We start from the raw sequence: 17,371 nt of genomic DNA, 5'->3' as shown, positions 1-17,371 counted from the left end.
CTTGTTAGATGCCTCTACAAATCCCGGATCCTGTACTCGGCACCTGGGCGAAGGGTTTCCCTCCGCGTTCCGCGGGGCTGCGGCTGTCGGAGGTACCCGACGCGGGCCTGCACCTGTCCGATCTCGTGACGCCGGTGCTGACGGTCCACGAGGCGGCGCTCTCCCACAACGAATCGACCGTCTTCGCCTGGGCGGCGGAACAGGGAGTCGTCCTCGCACCGCACGGCAAGACGACGATGGCACCGGCGCTCTGGCAGCGGCTGCTCGATGCCGGCGCATGGGGGATCTCCGTCGCGACGCCGTGGCAGGCCGAAGTCGCGGTGGAGGCAGGGGTTTCCACCGTGCTCATCGCGAACGCCGTCACGGATCGTGGCGCCGCGCACCACCTCGGCGCTCTGCTCGCTGCGGCGGGCGATCTCCGGATCCTCTGCTGGGCGGACTCCGTCGAGACCGTCGGCATCCTCGCCGACGCGCTTCACGACGCCGAGCGTCCTCTCGACGTGCAAGTCGAACTCGGTGGCCGGGGCGGGCGCACGGGCGCACGCAGCGTGGAAGAGGGGGAGCGCATCTCCCAGGCGATCGTCGCGGCCCCCGGTCTGCGGCTCGCCGGAGTCGCCGGCTACGAAGGACCGTTCGGTCCCGACCGGTCGGAGGCGTCTGTCGCCGCCGTCGACGCCTATCTGTCCACACTCGTCGACCTGCACCGTCGCCTCGAGTATCCGCCCGGCGTTCGGCCCGTGCTCAGCGCAGGAGGCAGCGCCTTCCCCGACCGGGCAGCGGCGATCCTGGCCCCTCACGGAGCGGATGCCGACATCGTGCTGCGGTCGGGTGCGTTCCAGATCCACGATGACGGCTTCTACTCGCGCATGTCGCCGTTCGGCGCCCTGACATCGACGGCGCCGCTGCGTTCCGCCATGCACGCGTGGTCGCGCGTCGTCTCGCAGCCCGAAGAGGGACTCGCACTGCTGGACGCGGGCCGTCGAGATGTGCCGTTCGACCTCGACCTGCCGGTCCCGCAATCGGTCGAGGGGCGGATCACGGCCCTGAACGACCAGCACGCCTTCCTCGCTCTTGCAGACGGGGCGGATGTCTCCGTCGGCGACGTCGTGCGTCTCGGGCTGTCGCATCCCTGCACGGCTTTCGACAAATGGCGCGTGGTGGCGGTCATCGACGACCCGGATGCGGCGGACCCCCGGGTGATCGGAGCGGTCGCGACATGCTTCTGAGCACCGAGAAGCCCGTGCGGGTGTACCGAGGCGTCACCGTGGTCGACGGCACCGGAGCCGAGAGGTTCGCGGCCGACGTCGCGGTCGAAGGAGCCCGCATCGTCGCGGTGATCCGCGACGGAGATGAGAGGGTCCTGGAACTGCCGGCGGATGCGGTGGAGGTCGCGGGGGCGGGGCGGGTGCTGGCTCCCGGGTTCATCGACATGCACGCGCACAGCGAGCTGGCCGTGCTGCAGGGAGCAGCCCACGACGCGAAGATCCTCCAGGGCGTCACGACGGAGGTGCTCGGCCAGGACGGGCTCGGCTATGCCCCGCTCGACGACGCGACGGCGGCGGTGATCCCGGCTCAGATCGCGGGCTGGAACGGCATGCCGCCCGCCGTCCCCTGGCGTTCGATGGATGACCTGCTCGCTGCGATCGACTCGGCCGCGGTGGGCAACGCCGCGGTCCTGGTGCCGCAGGGCAATCTGCGCATGATGGTGGTCGGTCACGAGAACCGGGCGGCCACACCTGCGGAGATCGCAGCGATGTCCGGCATCCTCGGCGCGGCGCTCGACGCAGGCGCGTTCGGCATGTCGAGCGGATTGACCTACACCCCGGGGATGTACGCCGACACGGCGGAGCTGGAAGCGCTCTGCCGAGTCGTCGCCGAACGCGGCGGCTACTGGGCGCCCCACACCCGAAGCTACGGCGGGGGAGCCCTGGACGCCTATCGGGAGGCGCTCGACATCGGCCGTCGCACCGGGTGCCCGATCCATCTCACGCATGCGACCATGAACTTCGCTCCGAACCGCGGGCGTGCGGCAGAGCTGCTCGCTCTGGTCGATGAGGCCCTCGACGACGGCGTCGACGTGACCCTCGACACCTACCCTTATCTTCCCGGTGCCACCACGCTCGCGGCGCTGCTTCCGAGCCGACTGGCCGAGAGCGGCGACCTGCTCGCGACCCTCGCTGCGCTCGATGAGAGCGGACGCGAGACCGTCCGCGTCGAGCTCGAGGAGATCGGCTGCGACGGCTTCCACGGGGAGCGTGCCGACTGGTCGGCCATCCAGATCTCCGGCACCTCGTCGCCCGAACTCGCGGACCTCGTCGGACGGACCGTCGCGGAGATCGCCGAGTCGTCCGGCAGGCGCTCGGTCGACGTGGTGCTGGACACGATCCTCGAGGATGCGGGGGCCACCGGCATCCTGATGCACATCGGCGACGAGGAGAACGTCCGCACGATCATGCGGCACCCGCGGCACAGCGGCGGCAGCGACGGGATCCTGATCGGCGCGAGACCGCATCCGCGGGGCCGAGGGACCTTCCCGCGCTACCTCGGGCACTACGTGCGAGAACTCGGGGTGCTCTCCCTCGAACAGGCTGTGCAGCACCTGTCCGGCACACCGGCGATGCGGCTGGGCCTCGACCGGGGTGATGCGCCGCGGGGTGTGATCCGCGAGGGAGCCACGGCCGACCTCGTGCTGTTCGATCCCGAGACCATCACGGCGGGGGCGACCTTCGATGCTCCCCACGAGGCGCCGATCGGCGTCGACGAGGTGCTCGTCGGCGGTGTGCCGGTGGTGCTGGCGGGGCACGCGTCCGGCGCGACCCCGGGTCGAGCGCTGCGAATGACGCCCGCCGCGCATCGTGCCCCGGTCCCGAACATCCCGTCGGTGATCGATCCCGCTGCCGAGCCGTTCGAGTGGACGGTTCACACCTCGGTGTCGGCTCCGGAAGCCCTCGTCGCGAGCGCATCCCGTCTCGGCGAGCATCTCGAAACCGCGAAGGCGGCACCCGCGATCACGCTGAGGATCGACGAGTCTCTCGCGGGGGAGCCGTTCGCCCGAGCGCGTGTCGGCGCCGAGGCATTCCGCGTGACGGTGACCGCCGACGGAATCGACGTCGCGGGGGCGAGTGCGGCGGGCGTGTTCCGGGGCGTCACGCTGCTCCGGCAGCTGCGCGAGCCCGGCTCCGATCGCGCTCGGATCCCCGCAGGAACATGGCAGTCTGCTCCGGCTCACACCTGGCGGGGGGTCATGCTCGATGTCGCGCGGCACTTCCGCCCGGTCGAGGATCTGAAGCGACTCGTCGATCTGATGGCCGACCACCATCTCACGGTGCTGCACCTCCACCTCACCGACGATCAGGGCTGGCGCTTCGAGGTGCCGGGTTATCCGCTGCTCACAGAGGTGGGCGCGCGCCGCGAGGAGACACAGCGGGGCCACGGGCCGCACGCCACGGTGGTGCCGGGGCTGCACGAGGGTCATTACACGGATGCGGAGCTGCGCGACCTGGTCGCCTACGCCGCGGAGCGATTCGTGGCGGTCGTGCCGGAAGTCGAACTGCCCGGGCACATCCAGGCGGCGCTCGCCGCGTACCCCGCGCTCGGCAACACGGATGCGAGCGAGCGAGCTGTCGCGCCGTGGTCGCGCTTCGGCGTGAACCCTCGCACCCTCGCGCCGACGGATGACGCCCTCGCGTTCGGGCGTGCGGCGATCGACGCCCTGTGCGACCTCTTCGACTCTCCGTGGATCGGCATCGGCGGCGACGAGGTGCCGGTCACCGAGTGGGCGCAGAGCGCCGCTGCGCGCGAGCGGATGGGCGAGCTCGGTCTCGCGACTCCCCACGACGTGCAGCCCTGGTTCACCGATCACTTCGTCGCCCACCTCCGCAGCCGTGGGCGCATCGCCCTGGCATGGGACGAGGTGCTCGAGGGCGATGTCCCCGAGGGTGTGCGGATCCTCGCGTGGCGGGGTCCCGTCGCGATGGGCGAGGCGCTGAGGCGCGGCATCCCCGTGATCGCGTGCCCCGACCTCGAGGTGTATCTCGACTACCCCCAGTCGGAGTCGGCGGAGGAGCCGATCCGGGTCGGCCCGCCGCTGCCGATCGAGCAGGCGTACACGCTGCGCATCGAGGACGGCGCGGCCGGCGGACAGGCCAACGTGTGGACCGAGCACCTCCCGACGAGAGATCGGGTCGACTTCGCGATGTTCCCTCGTCTCGCAGCGATCGCCGAACGGCTGTGGGACGGCGGCGAACCACCCTCGTATGAGGGGTTCGCGCGACGTCTTCCCGTCCATCTCAGACGCCTCGCCGAGTCCGGTGTGCGGTATCGTCCTCTCGACGGTCCGACGCCCGTGCAGAGGCGTCCTGGAGTGCCGGGGAAGCCTCTGACACGCGAGGCGCGGCAGGCGATAGTCGCGGGCCTCGTCGAAGGCCTGGCGGACTCGTCGGGCACCGCCGCCGGAGTACTCTCGGCATAATGTAACGTTTCCGTAACCCTCCCTGTGCTAACTGTGGCAGGGGTTGCGAAATTTATGTTCGTAAGGTCTACTAACAAACATGTCCGTATCGGATGGATCGCGTCCTTCGACGTCGCCAGATTACGTCGCCGCGAGCGCGCACGCCTTCGGCCCGGGGCGCCACCTGCGCTCTCGCTCGAAGGTGCTCCCGGAACACGCTCGCGGTCACAACCGCGCGCTCGTGCTGCAGACGCTCTATCACTCGGGAGCGATGAGTCGAGCGGACCTCTCTCGCGAGACCGGCCTCACTCGGGTCACCATCTCCGACCTCGTCGCGGAGTTCATCTCCGACGGCATCGTCGTCGAGATGGGAGTGCGCGAGACGGTCGGACCGGGCAAGCCTCCGATCCTCATCGACATCGACCGAGTCGGGCACCAGATCATCGGGATCGATCTCTCCGGCCCCCATGCCTTCGTCGGCGCTCTGCTCAGCCTCGACGGCGACGTGCTCGAGCGCCGTGAGGTGCCGCGACCCGAGAGCGCAGACGGCGACGCCGCCTACGCCACCACGCTGGAGCTGGCCCGAGCGCTCGCCGAGACGGCCACGCAGCCCATCCTCGGCGTCGGGATCGGCAGCCCCGGTGTCGTGCGTCCCGACGGCGTCGTGCTCAGCTCGCCCAACCTCGGGTGGAGCAATCTCCCTCTCGAGGCGAAACTGGGCGTCGATCTCGATCTTCCGGTCCTCGTGCGCAACGACGCCAACGCCGCGGTGCTCGCCGAGTACACGTTCGGCGAGGCGAAGGCCGACTTCATGCTCATCAAGATCGGTCGCGGAGTCGGAGCCGGCGTCATCACCGGCAGCCAGCCGCTGCTCGGCAGTCGCTTCGCAGCGGGCGAGATCGGCCACGTCGTCGTGGGCACCGACGGTGGACCCCGCTGCGCGTGCGGCAAAGACGGCTGCCTCGAAGCGTGGCTGAGTGAGACGCGGCTGCGTCCCGCCATCGCAGACGCCCCCGGATCGCGCGACGAGATCCTCCGCGATGCGGGCACCCGCATGGGCATCGCGATCGCCCCGATCGTCGCGGCACTCGATCTGTCCGAGGTCGTGCTCTCGGGTCCCGAGGATCTGCTCGACGGCGTGTTGATCGACGCCGCGGTCGAGACCCTGCACGCGCGCACGCTCGAGGGCGTCTTCGAGGACGCGCTCATCCGCCGCACACACCAGGACGACATCGTCCTGCGCGGTGCCGCCGTGATGGTGCTGTCCAGCCAGCTGGGCGTCTCGTGATCCGTACCGGCGGGAGCGACCGCGTCCACGAGCCGAAGACGAGCAGGGGCACCATCCGATGACGGATGCGCTCGCCGTCGACCTGTCCGGTCGGCCCATACGAGTGGGCCTGGACGTCGGCGGAACCAAGATCGATGCCGTCGCGGTGTCCGCGGACGGAGACATTCTGGCGCGCCTGCGCCGACCCACCGGCTGGGGTGAGGAGGCAGTCGTCGTCAGCATCCTCGAGACGGTCGATGCGCTCGCCGACGAGGGAGGATTCGCTCGCTCGTCGGTCAGATCGGTGGGCGTCGGAATCCCCGGGCTGGTCGACGCCGACACCGGTCGGGTGCTCCATGCCGTGAATCTCGGCGTCGAGTCCCTGGATCTCGCCGGGCGCGCCGGTCGACAGCTGGGCATCCCCGTCCGCGTGGAGAACGACGTGAAAGCGGCCGCCCTCGGCGCTGCGGTGCTGCGCGGCGTCGACGGGTCGATGGCCTATCTCAATCTCGGCACCGGGGTCGCTGCCGGGATCGTCGTCGACGGCACGATCTGGCGTGGCGCGCGAGGCACGGCCGGCGAGGTCGGGCACCTCTCGGTCGACCCGAACGGCCGTCTCTGCGGCTGTGGACAGCGCGGCTGCATCGAGACCTTCTGCGGCGGAGGCGCGCTCGCCCGAGCCTGGGATCGTCCCGGTGCGCTCCCGGTGCGCGACATCTTCGACGCAGCCGACACCGGTGACGAACGGGCGCTCGCGCTCCGCGCCGATCTCTTCCACGGCGGGGCCGCGGCGGTGCGTGCGCTCGTGCTCTCCGCCGACGTCGAACGCGTGATCATCGGCGGCGGCCTCACTTCGCTCGGCGACAGGCTCTACACGGGCATCCGCGACGCTCTCCGGTCCGATGCCGAGGCCTCGCCCTTCATGCGCTCGCTCCACCTGGACGACAGGATCGAACTGCTCCCTGCCGGCTCTCCCGCCGCGGCCTTCGGGGCCGCGGTCGTCGGCGCAACCACCCCCTCTAAGGAGACCGTTTCCCATGGCTGAAGTCGTCATCGTCGAGAACGCAGAAGCGGCAGGCGCCCTCGTCGCCGCCGAGATCGTCGAGCTGATCGACGGACGTGCGGATGCCGTGCTCGGCCTCGCCACCGGTTCGACGCCCCTCCCCGTCTACAAGGCGCTGCGAGACAGGCTCGCGGGTCGCGACGTCTCGCAGGTGCGCGGTTTCGCCCTAGACGAGTACGTGGGGATCGACCCCGCTCATCCCGAGAGCTACCGCTCGGTCATCACCCGCGAGGTCGTCGAGCCGCTCGGGCTCGACCCGCGGCGGATCCATGTGCCCAACGGCGCACAGGCCACCATCCAGCACGCAGGTGACGACTACGAGACCGCGATCGACGCGGCCGGAGGAGTGGATCTGCAGATCCTCGGCATCGGCACCGACGGACACATCGGATTCAACGAACCCGGCTCGTCGTTCGCCTCGCGCACGCGCGTGAAGACCCTCACCGAGCAGACCCGCGAAGACAACGCCCGCTTCTTCGACTCGATCGACGACGTGCCCATGCACTGCATCACCCAGGGGCTCGGCACGATCCTTCGCGCTCGGCACCTCGTGCTGCTCGCCTTCGGAGAGGGCAAGGCACAGGCCGTGGCGGATGCCGTCGAGGGGCCGCTGTCGGCCATCCTCCCGGGTTCGGCGATCCAGCTGCACCCGCACGCGACCGTCGTCGTCGACGAGGCCGCGGCGTCCCGGCTGAAGCTCGCCGACTACTACCGCTACACCTTCGCGAACAAGCCGAGCTGGCAGGGGATCTGACGCGGTCGGCTCTCAGGGCCGAGTCGTCGGCCACGCCAGCGGCAGCAGGTGCTCGACGCTGAGGGGCGCCAGCGGCAGCGTCTCGGCATCCGCGGGTGTGATCCATCGCAGCTCGGCGAGCTCCGCCTGGACGACGACCTCCGCCGCGGCGATGGACACCGAGAACGCGTCGGCCACGACTCGGTGACCGGGCTCGTTGGCCGCCTCGGAGACGAACGTGCCGAGCGGCTCCAGATCGACCTCATCCAGGCGAAGGCCGAGCTCTTCGTGCAGCTCGCGGATCAGCGTCTGCGACGGGGTCTCCCCGGGCTCGGGCTTGCCGCCGGGTTGCATGAAGCGCGTCGTGCCCTGCTTGCGCACGACGAGCACCCTGCCGGCGTCATCGACGATGACCGCGGCGCTGACGTGGATGTCAGGCATCGGGCGCGAAGACCTTGCCGGGGTTGAGGATTCCCAGCGGATCGAACACCCGAGTGATCTGACGCTGCAGCTCCCACTGGTCGTCTCCGAGCTCGTCGGCCAACCAGCGGCTCTTCAGCGTTCCGATCCCGTGCTCTCCGGTCAGCGTGCCGCCGAGCGCGATCGCGGCCCGGAACAGCTCGTCCGCCGCCGCCCAGACCTCAGCGGGAGGCTCTGCGCCCTCGAAGATGAAGTTCGGATGCAGGTTGCCGTCGCCCGCGTGAGCGACCGTGGGGATCGCCATCGAGTAGGCCTTCTCGATGCGGGCGATCTCGTCGAACATGGCGGGCATGGCGCTGCGCGGCACCGACACGTCTTCGATGAGGGTCGTGCCGAGCGCCGACATGGCGGGGTGCATGGCACGCCGGATGGCCAGGAGGCGCTCTCCTTCTTCGCGGTCATGGGAGACCTCGGTCACACCCTGATGAGCCGTCAGGATGTCGGAGATCATCGTCGCCTCGGCCACTGCCGCCGGACCATCGGTCTGGATCGTCAGCTGGGCGCTCCCGGCCACGGGCGAGGGAAGGTCGAGCAGGGCTGCGACGGCGGCGAGGCTCGCGGAGTCCATCAGCTCCATGATCGCCGGCTGCGCACCCGAGGCGGTGACCGCGGCCGAGGCGGACGCTGCGGCACGCACATCGGGGAAGACGGCCGTCACGGTGCAGGTCGTTCCCTCGACCAGTCGGCGCAGCTTGAGGGTGGCGCCGACGACCACGCCCAGCGTGCCCTCGGAGCCGATCACGAGCGAGGTGAGGTCGAGTCCTGTCACGCCTTTGACGCTGCGGTGGCCGAGGTGCAGCAGTCGGCCGTCGGCGAGAACCAGGTCGACACCGAGGACCGCGTCTCGCACGACGCCGTACTTCGCACAGAGCAGCCCACCCGCTCCGGTGGCGATGTTGCCGCCGACCGTCGAGATCGCACGGCTCGCAGGATCCGGCGCCCACCAGAGTCCGTGCTCCGCGAGCACGTCGTTGAGGTCGGCGTTGAGGATTCCGGGTTCGACGACGGCAAGCAGGTCGTCGGCCCGGATCTCGTGGATCGCGGTCATCCGGCGAGTGGACAGCACGATCTCGCCATCGCCGCCGTTCGCCGCGCCGGCGAGACCGGTGCCGGCGCCACGCACCACGACAGGGGTCGCCGTCTCGGTCGCGATGCGCATCACCGTCTGGACGTGCTCGACCGTCTCGGCGTGCACGACCGCGAGCGGCCGCCCGGGCGCCGCATGCCCGGATCTGTCGGCGCGGGCTTCTTCGAGGACCGTCGCATCGGTGTCGACGATGTCGCCGAGCGCGGCGACGAGCAGGTCGAGGGCGCTCATCGGATGCGACGCCGGCCGCTCACGACGCCTGCGCCGACGGCGACCACGGCGAACGCGATGCCGATGAGGGGCTGGTCCATCAGCCACCACGCGATCGTGACGCCGACGTAGATCAGCAGCTCGACGACGACGCGAAGGAACGGATGCAGTCGCAGGACGGGTCGCGGCGAGAGGAAGAGCGCCCAGATCAGGATCACGACGACCGGAGCCCCGATGCCGAGGATGACGTTGTACGGGAAGGGCCAGGTGGCGAATCCCCACAGGGCGAGGGTGCCCACTGCGACGATCAGGACGACCGATCGGACGACGTCGAGAGCGGTGATGGTGGGGCGGTCGACGCCGGGAACGGAGGCGGGATCCTGGGACATGGATCCAGTCTATTCGCCGCCGATGGCGGGTCAGAGCGCGGGCGCGGCCTCGTCTGCGGCCACCTGGTCGACCGGCGCGGTCTCGTCGGCGGGCGCGGTGTCGTCAGCGGGGGCAGGCTCTGCCGGAAGGGCGGTCTGGTCCTCGGTCACGGGCTCTGCCGGAGGAGCGGTCTCGACGGGAGCGGCCGGGGCCTCCGTCTCGGGTGCCGGCGTCTCAGGGGACGCCTCGGCGTCCGGGGACTCGGTCGGGGCAGCGGGTGCTGCCTCGTCCGTCGGCTCGGGGATCGGCGCGATCGCGTCGTCCGGAGTCGGCTCGGAGGGTACTGTCTCGGCGGGATCCGCAGCCGGCCCTCCGCACGAGGGAGCGAGGGCCACGGAACCGAGGGTCACCCCGAGAGCCGAGAGGCTCGTGGTCGTCGGCAGCATCGGACCGGACGCCGTCACGTAGTGGACCTCGAGGGGCGCGCCGAGGAGAATCTGGACGAGACCGGGGCGCAACTCGATCGTGCCGGTCCCTGCGTCAGTCAGCGATGTGCCGTCGACGCCGCCGCGGCGTCCGCCGAGCAGCGCTTCGATGTCCGCGCCCGGTTCGCCGGACACATTCACGGTCACATAGGTGACAGCGCGTGCGTCGAGGCAGATGCTCGCGAGGCTCACTTCGATCGGAGTCGTCGGCGCGGCCGGTTCCGTGGGGTTCTCGCCGGGGGTTTCGCCGCCGGGGGTTTCTCCGGGGTTCTCGCCGGGGGTTTCGCCGCCGGGGGTTTCTCCGGGGTTCTCGCCGGGGGTTTCGCCGCCGGGGGTCTCTCCGGGGTTCTCGCCCGGGACCTCGCCATCGGGGTTCTCGCCGTCGGGGTTCTCGTCGTCAGGCTCTTCGTCCACGGGAGGGGACGTGGACTCGGGCAGTGCCGGCGCGGTCGACTCGGTCGGGGCCGGGGGTGAGACGATCGCCGGCGCGATGTCCTCAGCGGGCTGGGGGGTGACGGGTGCTTCGACGGGCGGGGCGACGGGCTCGGGCTCGGTCTCCGCTTCATCGACGATCGGCGTCTTGTCGTCGGACATCGACTCGTCGGGCCCGACGTCTGCACTGATCGACGAGGAATCGCTGTCGCCCGCACTCGGCATCGATGCCGCGGGCGTCGCGCCCGTGAGGCTCGGGATGATTGTGGCGGCCGCCACGACGCCGGCGACCACGAGGGCCGCCGATCCTGCGCTGACGAGCGCACCGACTCCGCTGAAGATGCCTCCGGTCGCCGTGCCACCGGCTCCGCCACCGGTCGCTGTGCCTGCGCCGGTCGCGCCGGCTCCACCGGTGCCGCTCGACGATCCGGCGGCGGCTGTTCCGCCTCCCGCAGCCACGACAGCTCCCTCGGTGATCCCCGAGGGCATGGCCGCGAGCGCGACGATGGGCGTACCGCCACCCTGGAGGGTGGCGAGGTAGCCTGCGGAACCCGTGACTCCGAGGACGAGGGGCAGCAGCACGAGGGCCAGCCGCTTGGAGACGTCCTTCGCCTCAGCGGCGACGATCATGCAGCGTGCGCACTGGTCGAGGTGCTGCTCGAGACGGTTGTGGTCTCGCGTGCTGAGGTTGCCGCGCGAGTAGGCGCCCAGGTGCTCGATGGTCCACTGGCAGTCGGAACCTTCGGCCGCGCTGCGGAGGTGAGCCTGGATCCATGCTTCGCGAAGTCCTTCACGCGCTCTGAAAGCCAGCTGCGAGACGGCGCCGGACTTCATGCCGAGCAGGGTCGCGGCCTCCTGCGGCTTCATCTGCTCGATCTCTGTGTACCAGAGCACTTCCTGCCAGCGGGAGGGCAGGCTGCGGAACGCCTGCGCGGTCAGGCTGCGATCGAGGGCCTCGTTGGCCGCCTGGTCTGTGCTGTCGGGATCGGCGACGGAGTCGAGCTCGTCGATGGCGGACTCGCGTCGAGAGCGGCCCCAGGCGGCGGCGGTGTTGCGGATGCTCGTGAACAGGTAGGCGCGGAACGATCCGTTCGGTCCGCCGCCCTTGATGATCGCCTGATAGATGCGGGTGTAGGACTCCTGCACGAGGTCGTCGGGGTCGATCGACGACGTGATCGATCGCGCGACCGACATGCCGGAGGGATAGTGCCGCCTCCACAGTTCGCCGAAGGCCGCCGCGTCACCCGAGCGGGTGCGCAGGACGAGATCGGCGTCGGCGATCGTTTCCTCGTGTGAAGTGCTGTCCTGATCCACTGTCATCCATCTGTCGTGGAGCGCGAGTGCGCCTCCACATGAAGAGACGCGTGAACCCCATTTTCATCACGCGTCATCTCCATTCTCTCTCCTATCTCTCAGGCTTGCCACCCCTTCTCGAAAAGTGCTCGCAGAAGACCGGGGGCGAATAAAGACCTGATCACGGGCAGATCAGTCGGGCGCGCGGAAGAACCGTGAAAAAAGATCTGAGAAATCGCGTAATGAATCGGCGTCGACGTCGTCTCATCACTAGAGACAGCCATGGGGCTCCACCGGGGGGCGGAGCTCAGGCGCTGGTGCAAGGGGTAAGTGCACCGGCATGGTGGGTCGGGCACCTCGGGGGAGGAGCGCTCGGCCCGCCAGCTCTCGCAACGTGGGGGGAATTGTGACGGGGTCGCCGATCTGGGGAACGGCGGCCCCTCACCCGCACCGGGCTACGGCCGGTCGCCGATCCACACGCGAGCGACCTGCAGCTGTGCGTTCAGCAGCACCGCGTCAGCGACGAACCCGACCGCCAGGCGACCGATCCGGTCGCCGTATCCGATCGCTCCCGCCGGTGTCTCGGTGAGCGCCCGGACGGCTTCCGTGAGAGGTGCGCCCGCCGCGGTCGCCCTGCGCAGCGCCACGTCGAGGGTGAGCGTCGACCCCGCGATCGATCCCGTGTCGTCCGCGCGCGCGATGCCGTCGAGGACCGTCACGCTCACCGCACCCAGGTCGTAGTGCCCGTCGGCGCTGCCGGCAGCCGCCATGGCATCCGTGATGAGTGCGACGCGACCGGGTGCCGAGTCGAACACGAGCTTGACCACGTGCGGGTCGAGGTGGATGTCGTCGGCGATCACCTCGAGCACCACGCGGCGGTCGGCCGCCGCCGCCAGTACCGGCCCCGGCGCTCGGTGATGGATTCCGGGCATGGCGTTGAAGGCGTGGGTCAGCACGGAGGCGCCGGTCCCGAATGCCGCGTCCGCAGTCGCGGCATCCGCACTCGTGTGTCCCACCGCTGCGACAGCGCCGGCGTCCACGATCATCCGGATCGCCTCGAGACCGCCGGGGAGCTCCGGTGCGATCGTCACCTGCCGGATCGTCCCGCGGCCGGCGTCGAGCAGGCGGGCGACGTCGTCTCGTGTCGGAGTGCGCAGCAGCGACGGCTCGTGAGCTCCGTGGTGCGCCGGGTCGAGGAACGGCCCTTCCAGATGCGAACCCAGGATGTCGGCATCCGACTCCATCAGGTCGGCGATCTGCGCCACGCGTCGAGCGAGGGCGTCGACGGGGGCGGTGACGAGGGAGATCACCGATCGTGTCGTGCCATGAGCGCGGTGCAGAGCGCGAGCCGAGCGGATCGCCTCCGGCCCGTCGTCGAACGACGCTCCCGCGCCGCCGTGGCAGTGGATGTCGATGAATCCGGGTGTGAGTACGGCATCCGGCCCGGCGACGACGGTCGCGTCGACGACCTCATCGGCGGGGGCCCACGTCTGGCCGGTGCCGAGAGCGGCGACCCGCCCGTGTTCCATGCGAACCCAGGCGTCCGCGACCTCGACGCCGTGGTCGATCAGTCGGGCCGAGTGGATGACGACCGATCCCGTCGCTGTCGAAACGGATGTCATCGCTCGCTCCAGGGGATCTCGTCTGCGGGGTGGAAGTCCACGCCCTCAGCCTTCCACAGCGGGGCGAGTGCGCCGAGTCGCCCGCGGAACGACTCCCAGTCCCGGCCGTCGGCGTCGCGCGGTGACCACGCGACCTCCGCCTGAGCGGCGGCCCGCGGAAAGACCAGCTGCTCGACCTCGCTCAGGGTGCGGGTGGTCTCGCTCCACAGCGGAGCCTCGATGCCGAGGATCGCGGACTCCGGGACGTCGAGCACAGCGGTCGGCTCCCACTCGTACGCCCTGCGGACATCGATGATCGCGGCCCAGGTGAGTCCGAGCGGAAAATCCTCGGTGTACTTCATGTCGAGGTAGGCGACGTCGGCGGTCGACATGATGAGCGCCCCGCCACGCTCGACGAAGTGCGCCGCCTCCTCAGCGTGCGATCCCTCGGGTGTCGTCTTGCCCCAGTACTGGCCGATCGTCCCCTCGGCGATGTCCTTCGCTGCGCCCACCTCGTGCCAGGCGACGGGGATCTTGCCCTCCTCGAACACGATCGCGGTGGCGCGCTCGACGAACAGATCGAAGTCCGCCTGCGGGGTGCCGAGGGACTCGTCGCCGCCGATGTGGATGTACGGACCCGGGGTCATCTCGGCGAGCTCGCGCACGACGTCACGGACGAACTCGTAGGTGCGCTCTTCATGGATGCGGACGCTCGAGTGCCCGACGCCCCACCCGAGATAGGGCTCGCCTGCGACGGGGAGCGGCTGCCCCAGGCGCGCCGATTCGGCGATCAGGCTGTCGTTCATGACCGGATCCTCGACGAGCTCCGGATACGCGACGCCGATGGCGTGCGTGTGACCGGGGAGGTCGATCTCAGGGATCACGACCATGTGCCGCTCAGCGGCGTACGCGACGATCTCGCGATAGTCGTCCTTCGTGTAGAAGCCGCCGGGGTCGCCGAGGGAGGCCGTCGACGAGGCGAGCTCGGTGAGCTTCGGCCACGAGTCGATCTGGATGCGCCAGCCCTGGTCGTCGCTGAGGTGCAGGTGCAGGTGATTGAACTTCAGGGCACTGGTGCTGTCGATGAACTTCTTGACCTCATCGACGTCGAAGAAGTGACGCGTGACGTCGAGCATGACGCCGCGACGTGCGAATCGTGGCGCGTCGGTGATCTCGGCGCGCAGGAACGCCCATCCCTCGTCGTCCTCGCGGAGCAGTTGCAGCAGCGTCTGCACGCCGTAGAAGAGTCCTGCCTCGTCGCCGCCCACGATCTCGACGGAGTCGCCGACTGTGAGCCCGTATCCTTCGGGCGCCGCGGCGGGGTCGATCCGCAGGACGATCGTCGACCCGGTGCCGGCGCCGGTGCTGTCCGTCGAGTGCGACAGCCGGATGCCGCTGCGGCGCGCGACGGCGTCGATCAGCTGGGCCGCCGCGGGGGAGTCGCCGATGACTCGCAAGCCGTCGGAGACGGGCAGCCGACCATCCACGGCGATGGAGGAAGCGGGAAGAGGAACAAGGGGCATGGAATGGGGAAGGACCATGAACAAAACCTACCGTGCGCAGAGTCGGCAGCACAGGGAAATCCGCTATGCTTTCTCACGTCGCGACTGGCGTCTGGGTGGACTACCACCGGGGAGCGACTGACCACGGAATTCGACCGCGCGCCTGGGCCGATAGGTACACCCTTCGAATCCGTTGTCAGAGGAGCATGTCATGACCGACCGTTACTTCAACGCCCCACTCTCCGAGGTCGACCCCGAGATCGCACAGGTCCTCGACCGAGAGCTCGCACGGCAGCAGACGTTCCTCGAGATGATCGCATCCGAGAACTTCGTGCCCGTCTCCGTGCTCCAGTCCCAGGGCTCGGTGCTGACGAACAAGTACGCCGAGGGATACCCCGGCCGTCGTTACTACGGCGGCTGCGAAGAGGTCGACGTCGCGGAGGAGCTCGCGATCCAGCGCGCCAAGGACCTGTTCGGCGCGGAGTTCGCCAACGTCCAGCCGCACTCGGGAGCATCCGCGAACGCCGCCGTGCTGCACGCGATCGCTCGGCCCGGCGACACGCTGCTCGGCCTCGCCCTCGACCAGGGCGGTCACCTCACTCACGGCATGAAGATCAACTTCTCCGGCCGTCTGTACGACATCGTCGCCTACGGCGTCGACCCCGAGACCTCGACCATCGACATGGACGAGGTGCGTCGCCTCGCCCTCGAGCACAAGCCGAAGGTCATCATCGCCGGCTGGTCGGCATACCCGCGCACGCTCGACTTCGCCGCCTTCCGTGCGATCGCCGACGAGGTCGGCGCGCTGCTCTGGGTCGACATGGCGCACTTCGCCGGCCTCGTCGCCGCCGGCCTCCACCCGAACCCGGTGCCGCACGCCCACGTCGTCTCGTCGACCGTGCACAAGACGATCGGCGGCCCCCGTTCGGGCTTCATCCTGACGAACGACGCCGACCTCGCGAAGAAGCTCAACACGGCTGTGTTCCCGGGGCAGCAGGGCGGCCCCCTGATGCACGTGATCGCCGCGAAGGCGACGGCGTTCAAGCTCGCGGGCACCCCGGAGTTCAAGGAGCGCCAGGAGCGCACGCTGCGCGGAGCGTCCATCCTCGCCGAGCGTCTCTCGCAGCAGGATGTGAAGGATGCCGGCATCGGGGTGCGCTCCGGCGGCACCGACGTGCACCTGGTGCTCGTCGACCTGCGTGACGCCGCGATCGACGGCAAGCAGGCCGAGGACCTGCTGCACGACATCCACATCACCGTCAACCGCAATGCGGTGCCGAACGACCCGCGCCCGCCGATGGTCACCTCGGGTCTGCGCATCGGGACGCCGGCACTCGCCACCCGCGGCTTCGGCGACGCCGAGTTCACCGAGGTCGCCGACGTGATCGCACTCGCGCTGCTCCCCGGCGCCGACGTCGAGGCGCTCCGTGCGCGTGTCGATGCGCTCGCCGCAGGCTTCCCGCTCTACCCGGACCTGCAGCAGTGACCGCGAAGATCCTCGACGGCAAGGCGGCGTCGGCCGCGATCAAGGCCGAGCTCACCGAACGGGTCGCCGCGCTGAAGGCGAAGGGCGTGGTGCCCGGCATCGCGACCGTTCTCGTCGGAGCCGACCCGGCATCTCAGCTCTACGTCGGTATGAAGCACCGTCAGTCCGAGGCGATCGGGATGAACTCGATCCAACGCGAGCTGCCGGCCGATGCCACCCAGGCCGACGTCGAGGCGCTGATCGACGAGCTCAACGCCGATCCGGACTGCCACGGATACATCGTGCAGCTGCCGCTGCCGAAGCACATCGACACGGACGCGATCCTCGAGCGGATCGACCCGGCTAAGGATGCGGACGGACTGCACCCGACCAACCTCGGTCGACTCGTGCTCAACGTCAACAACCCGATCCACACCCCGCTGCCGTGCACGCCGCGCGGTGTCATCGAGCTGCTGCTGCGCAACGGCTACGACTTCGCCGGCAAGCACGTCGTGGTCGTCGGACGAGGCGTGACGATCGGTCGCTCGATCGGCCTGCTGCTGACGCGACGCGACCTGAACGCGACGGTCACGCTCACGCACACCGGCACGGTCGACATGCCGCGGTACCTGCGGGAGGCCGACGTCATCGTCGCCGCCGCGGGCGTCAAGCACCTCATCCGCGCCGAGGACGTCAAGCCGGGGGCCGCCGTGCTCGACGTCGGCGTGACCCGCGAGACCGACCCCGAGACGGGCAAGAACCTCGTCTTCGGAGACGTGCACCCGGATGTCGCCGAGGTCGCGGGCTGGGTGTCGCCGAACCCGGGCGGAGTCGGTCCGATGACCGTCGCCCTGCTCATGACCAACGTCGTCGAGGCGGCGGAACGCCTGGTCTGACCGTCGCCGGTCTCGATCTGCATCGTCGGTCCCGATCC

General features: G+C 69.8%; 13 protein-coding genes and 1 riboswitch. Of the genes, 7 read left to right on the top strand and 6 right to left on the bottom strand.

Annotated features, from left to right (window positions below; all coding sequences use genetic code 11):
• The first annotated feature begins 8 nt into the window (after positions 1-8).
• From LQZ85_RS15830 to nagB, 5 genes are all read left to right on the top strand, one after another.
• Positions 9-1,226 carry an alanine racemase gene (locus LQZ85_RS15830; protein WP_230101197.1) on the top strand — a complete coding sequence of 406 codons (1,218 nt, stop codon included), beginning with the start codon at positions 9-11 and terminating at the stop codon, positions 1,224-1,226.
• Positions 1,217-4,471: a family 20 glycosylhydrolase gene (locus LQZ85_RS15825; protein WP_230101196.1), complete on the top strand. Its 3,255-nt coding sequence runs from the start codon at positions 1,217-1,219 to the stop codon at positions 4,469-4,471. Before LQZ85_RS15830 ends, LQZ85_RS15825 begins: the two co-directional genes overlap by 10 nt.
• 79 nt (positions 4,472-4,550) lie before the next feature.
• Positions 4,551-5,738 carry an ROK family transcriptional regulator gene (locus LQZ85_RS15820; protein WP_230101195.1) on the top strand — a complete coding sequence of 396 codons (1,188 nt, stop codon included), beginning with the start codon at positions 4,551-4,553 and terminating at the stop codon, positions 5,736-5,738.
• A 58-nt stretch (positions 5,739-5,796) separates the two neighbouring features.
• Entirely contained in the window at positions 5,797-6,762 is a 966-nt protein-coding gene (locus LQZ85_RS15815) for an ROK family protein (RefSeq protein WP_171821895.1), read from the top strand.
• Positions 6,755-7,534, top strand: a complete 780-nt coding sequence (gene nagB / locus LQZ85_RS15810) for a glucosamine-6-phosphate deaminase (RefSeq protein ID WP_053095395.1) — start codon at positions 6,755-6,757, stop codon at positions 7,532-7,534. Before LQZ85_RS15815 ends, nagB begins: the two co-directional genes overlap by 8 nt.
• A 12-nt stretch (positions 7,535-7,546) precedes the next feature.
• Here nagB and LQZ85_RS15805 read toward each other — a convergent pair whose 3' ends face one another.
• The 6 genes from LQZ85_RS15805 to LQZ85_RS15780 all read right to left on the bottom strand — a co-directional run bounded on the left by LQZ85_RS15805 (position 7,547) and on the right by LQZ85_RS15780 (position 15,011).
• On the bottom strand, positions 7,547-7,954 hold the full coding sequence (locus tag LQZ85_RS15805; protein ID WP_056277396.1) for an NUDIX domain-containing protein: 408 nt from the start codon (positions 7,952-7,954) through the stop codon (positions 7,547-7,549).
• Positions 7,947-9,311, bottom strand: coding sequence for an FAD-linked oxidase C-terminal domain-containing protein (locus tag LQZ85_RS15800; protein WP_056277399.1), 1,365 nt, complete (start codon positions 9,309-9,311; stop codon positions 7,947-7,949). Before LQZ85_RS15800 ends, LQZ85_RS15805 begins: the two co-directional genes overlap by 8 nt.
• On the bottom strand, positions 9,308-9,679 hold the full coding sequence (locus tag LQZ85_RS15795) for a YrdB family protein (RefSeq protein ID WP_053095398.1): 372 nt from the start codon (positions 9,677-9,679) through the stop codon (positions 9,308-9,310). The genes LQZ85_RS15800 and LQZ85_RS15795 overlap by 4 nt, the downstream gene beginning before the upstream one ends.
• Positions 9,680-9,709: 30 nt before the next feature.
• On the bottom strand, positions 9,710-11,896 hold the full coding sequence (locus tag LQZ85_RS15790; RefSeq protein ID WP_082586515.1) for a sigma-70 family RNA polymerase sigma factor: 2,187 nt from the start codon (positions 11,894-11,896) through the stop codon (positions 9,710-9,712).
• A 428-nt stretch (positions 11,897-12,324) separates the two neighbouring features.
• The gene (gene nagA / locus LQZ85_RS15785) at positions 12,325-13,491 is read right to left on the bottom strand and encodes an N-acetylglucosamine-6-phosphate deacetylase (protein WP_056277403.1); all 1,167 of its coding nucleotides are present in this window, start codon (positions 13,489-13,491) and stop codon (positions 12,325-12,327) included.
• Positions 13,488-15,011, bottom strand: coding sequence for a family 20 glycosylhydrolase (locus LQZ85_RS15780; RefSeq protein WP_056277407.1), 1,524 nt, complete (start codon positions 15,009-15,011; stop codon positions 13,488-13,490). The genes nagA and LQZ85_RS15780 overlap by 4 nt, the downstream gene beginning before the upstream one ends.
• Before the next feature lie 52 nt (positions 15,012-15,063).
• Positions 15,064-15,148: riboswitch (ZMP/ZTP riboswitch) on the top strand.
• A 35-nt stretch (positions 15,149-15,183) separates the two neighbouring features.
• Here LQZ85_RS15780 and glyA point away from each other — a divergent pair.
• A complete protein-coding gene (gene glyA, locus LQZ85_RS15775) occupies positions 15,184-16,458 on the top strand; it encodes a serine hydroxymethyltransferase (RefSeq protein WP_053095402.1) in 1,275 nt (424 codons plus the stop codon).
• The gene (locus LQZ85_RS15770) at positions 16,455-17,333 is read left to right on the top strand and encodes a bifunctional methylenetetrahydrofolate dehydrogenase/methenyltetrahydrofolate cyclohydrolase (protein ID WP_056277410.1); all 879 of its coding nucleotides are present in this window, start codon (positions 16,455-16,457) and stop codon (positions 17,331-17,333) included. Before glyA ends, LQZ85_RS15770 begins: the two co-directional genes overlap by 4 nt.
• Positions 17,334-17,371: the final 38 nt, after the last annotated feature.

The organism is Microbacterium sp. Bi98 (assembly GCF_918698045.1).
Taxonomy (GTDB): Bacteria; Actinomycetota; Actinomycetes; order Actinomycetales; family Microbacteriaceae; genus Microbacterium.
Note: the sequence above shows the minus strand (reverse complement) of the source record. Positions and strands in the feature narration are given on the sequence as shown.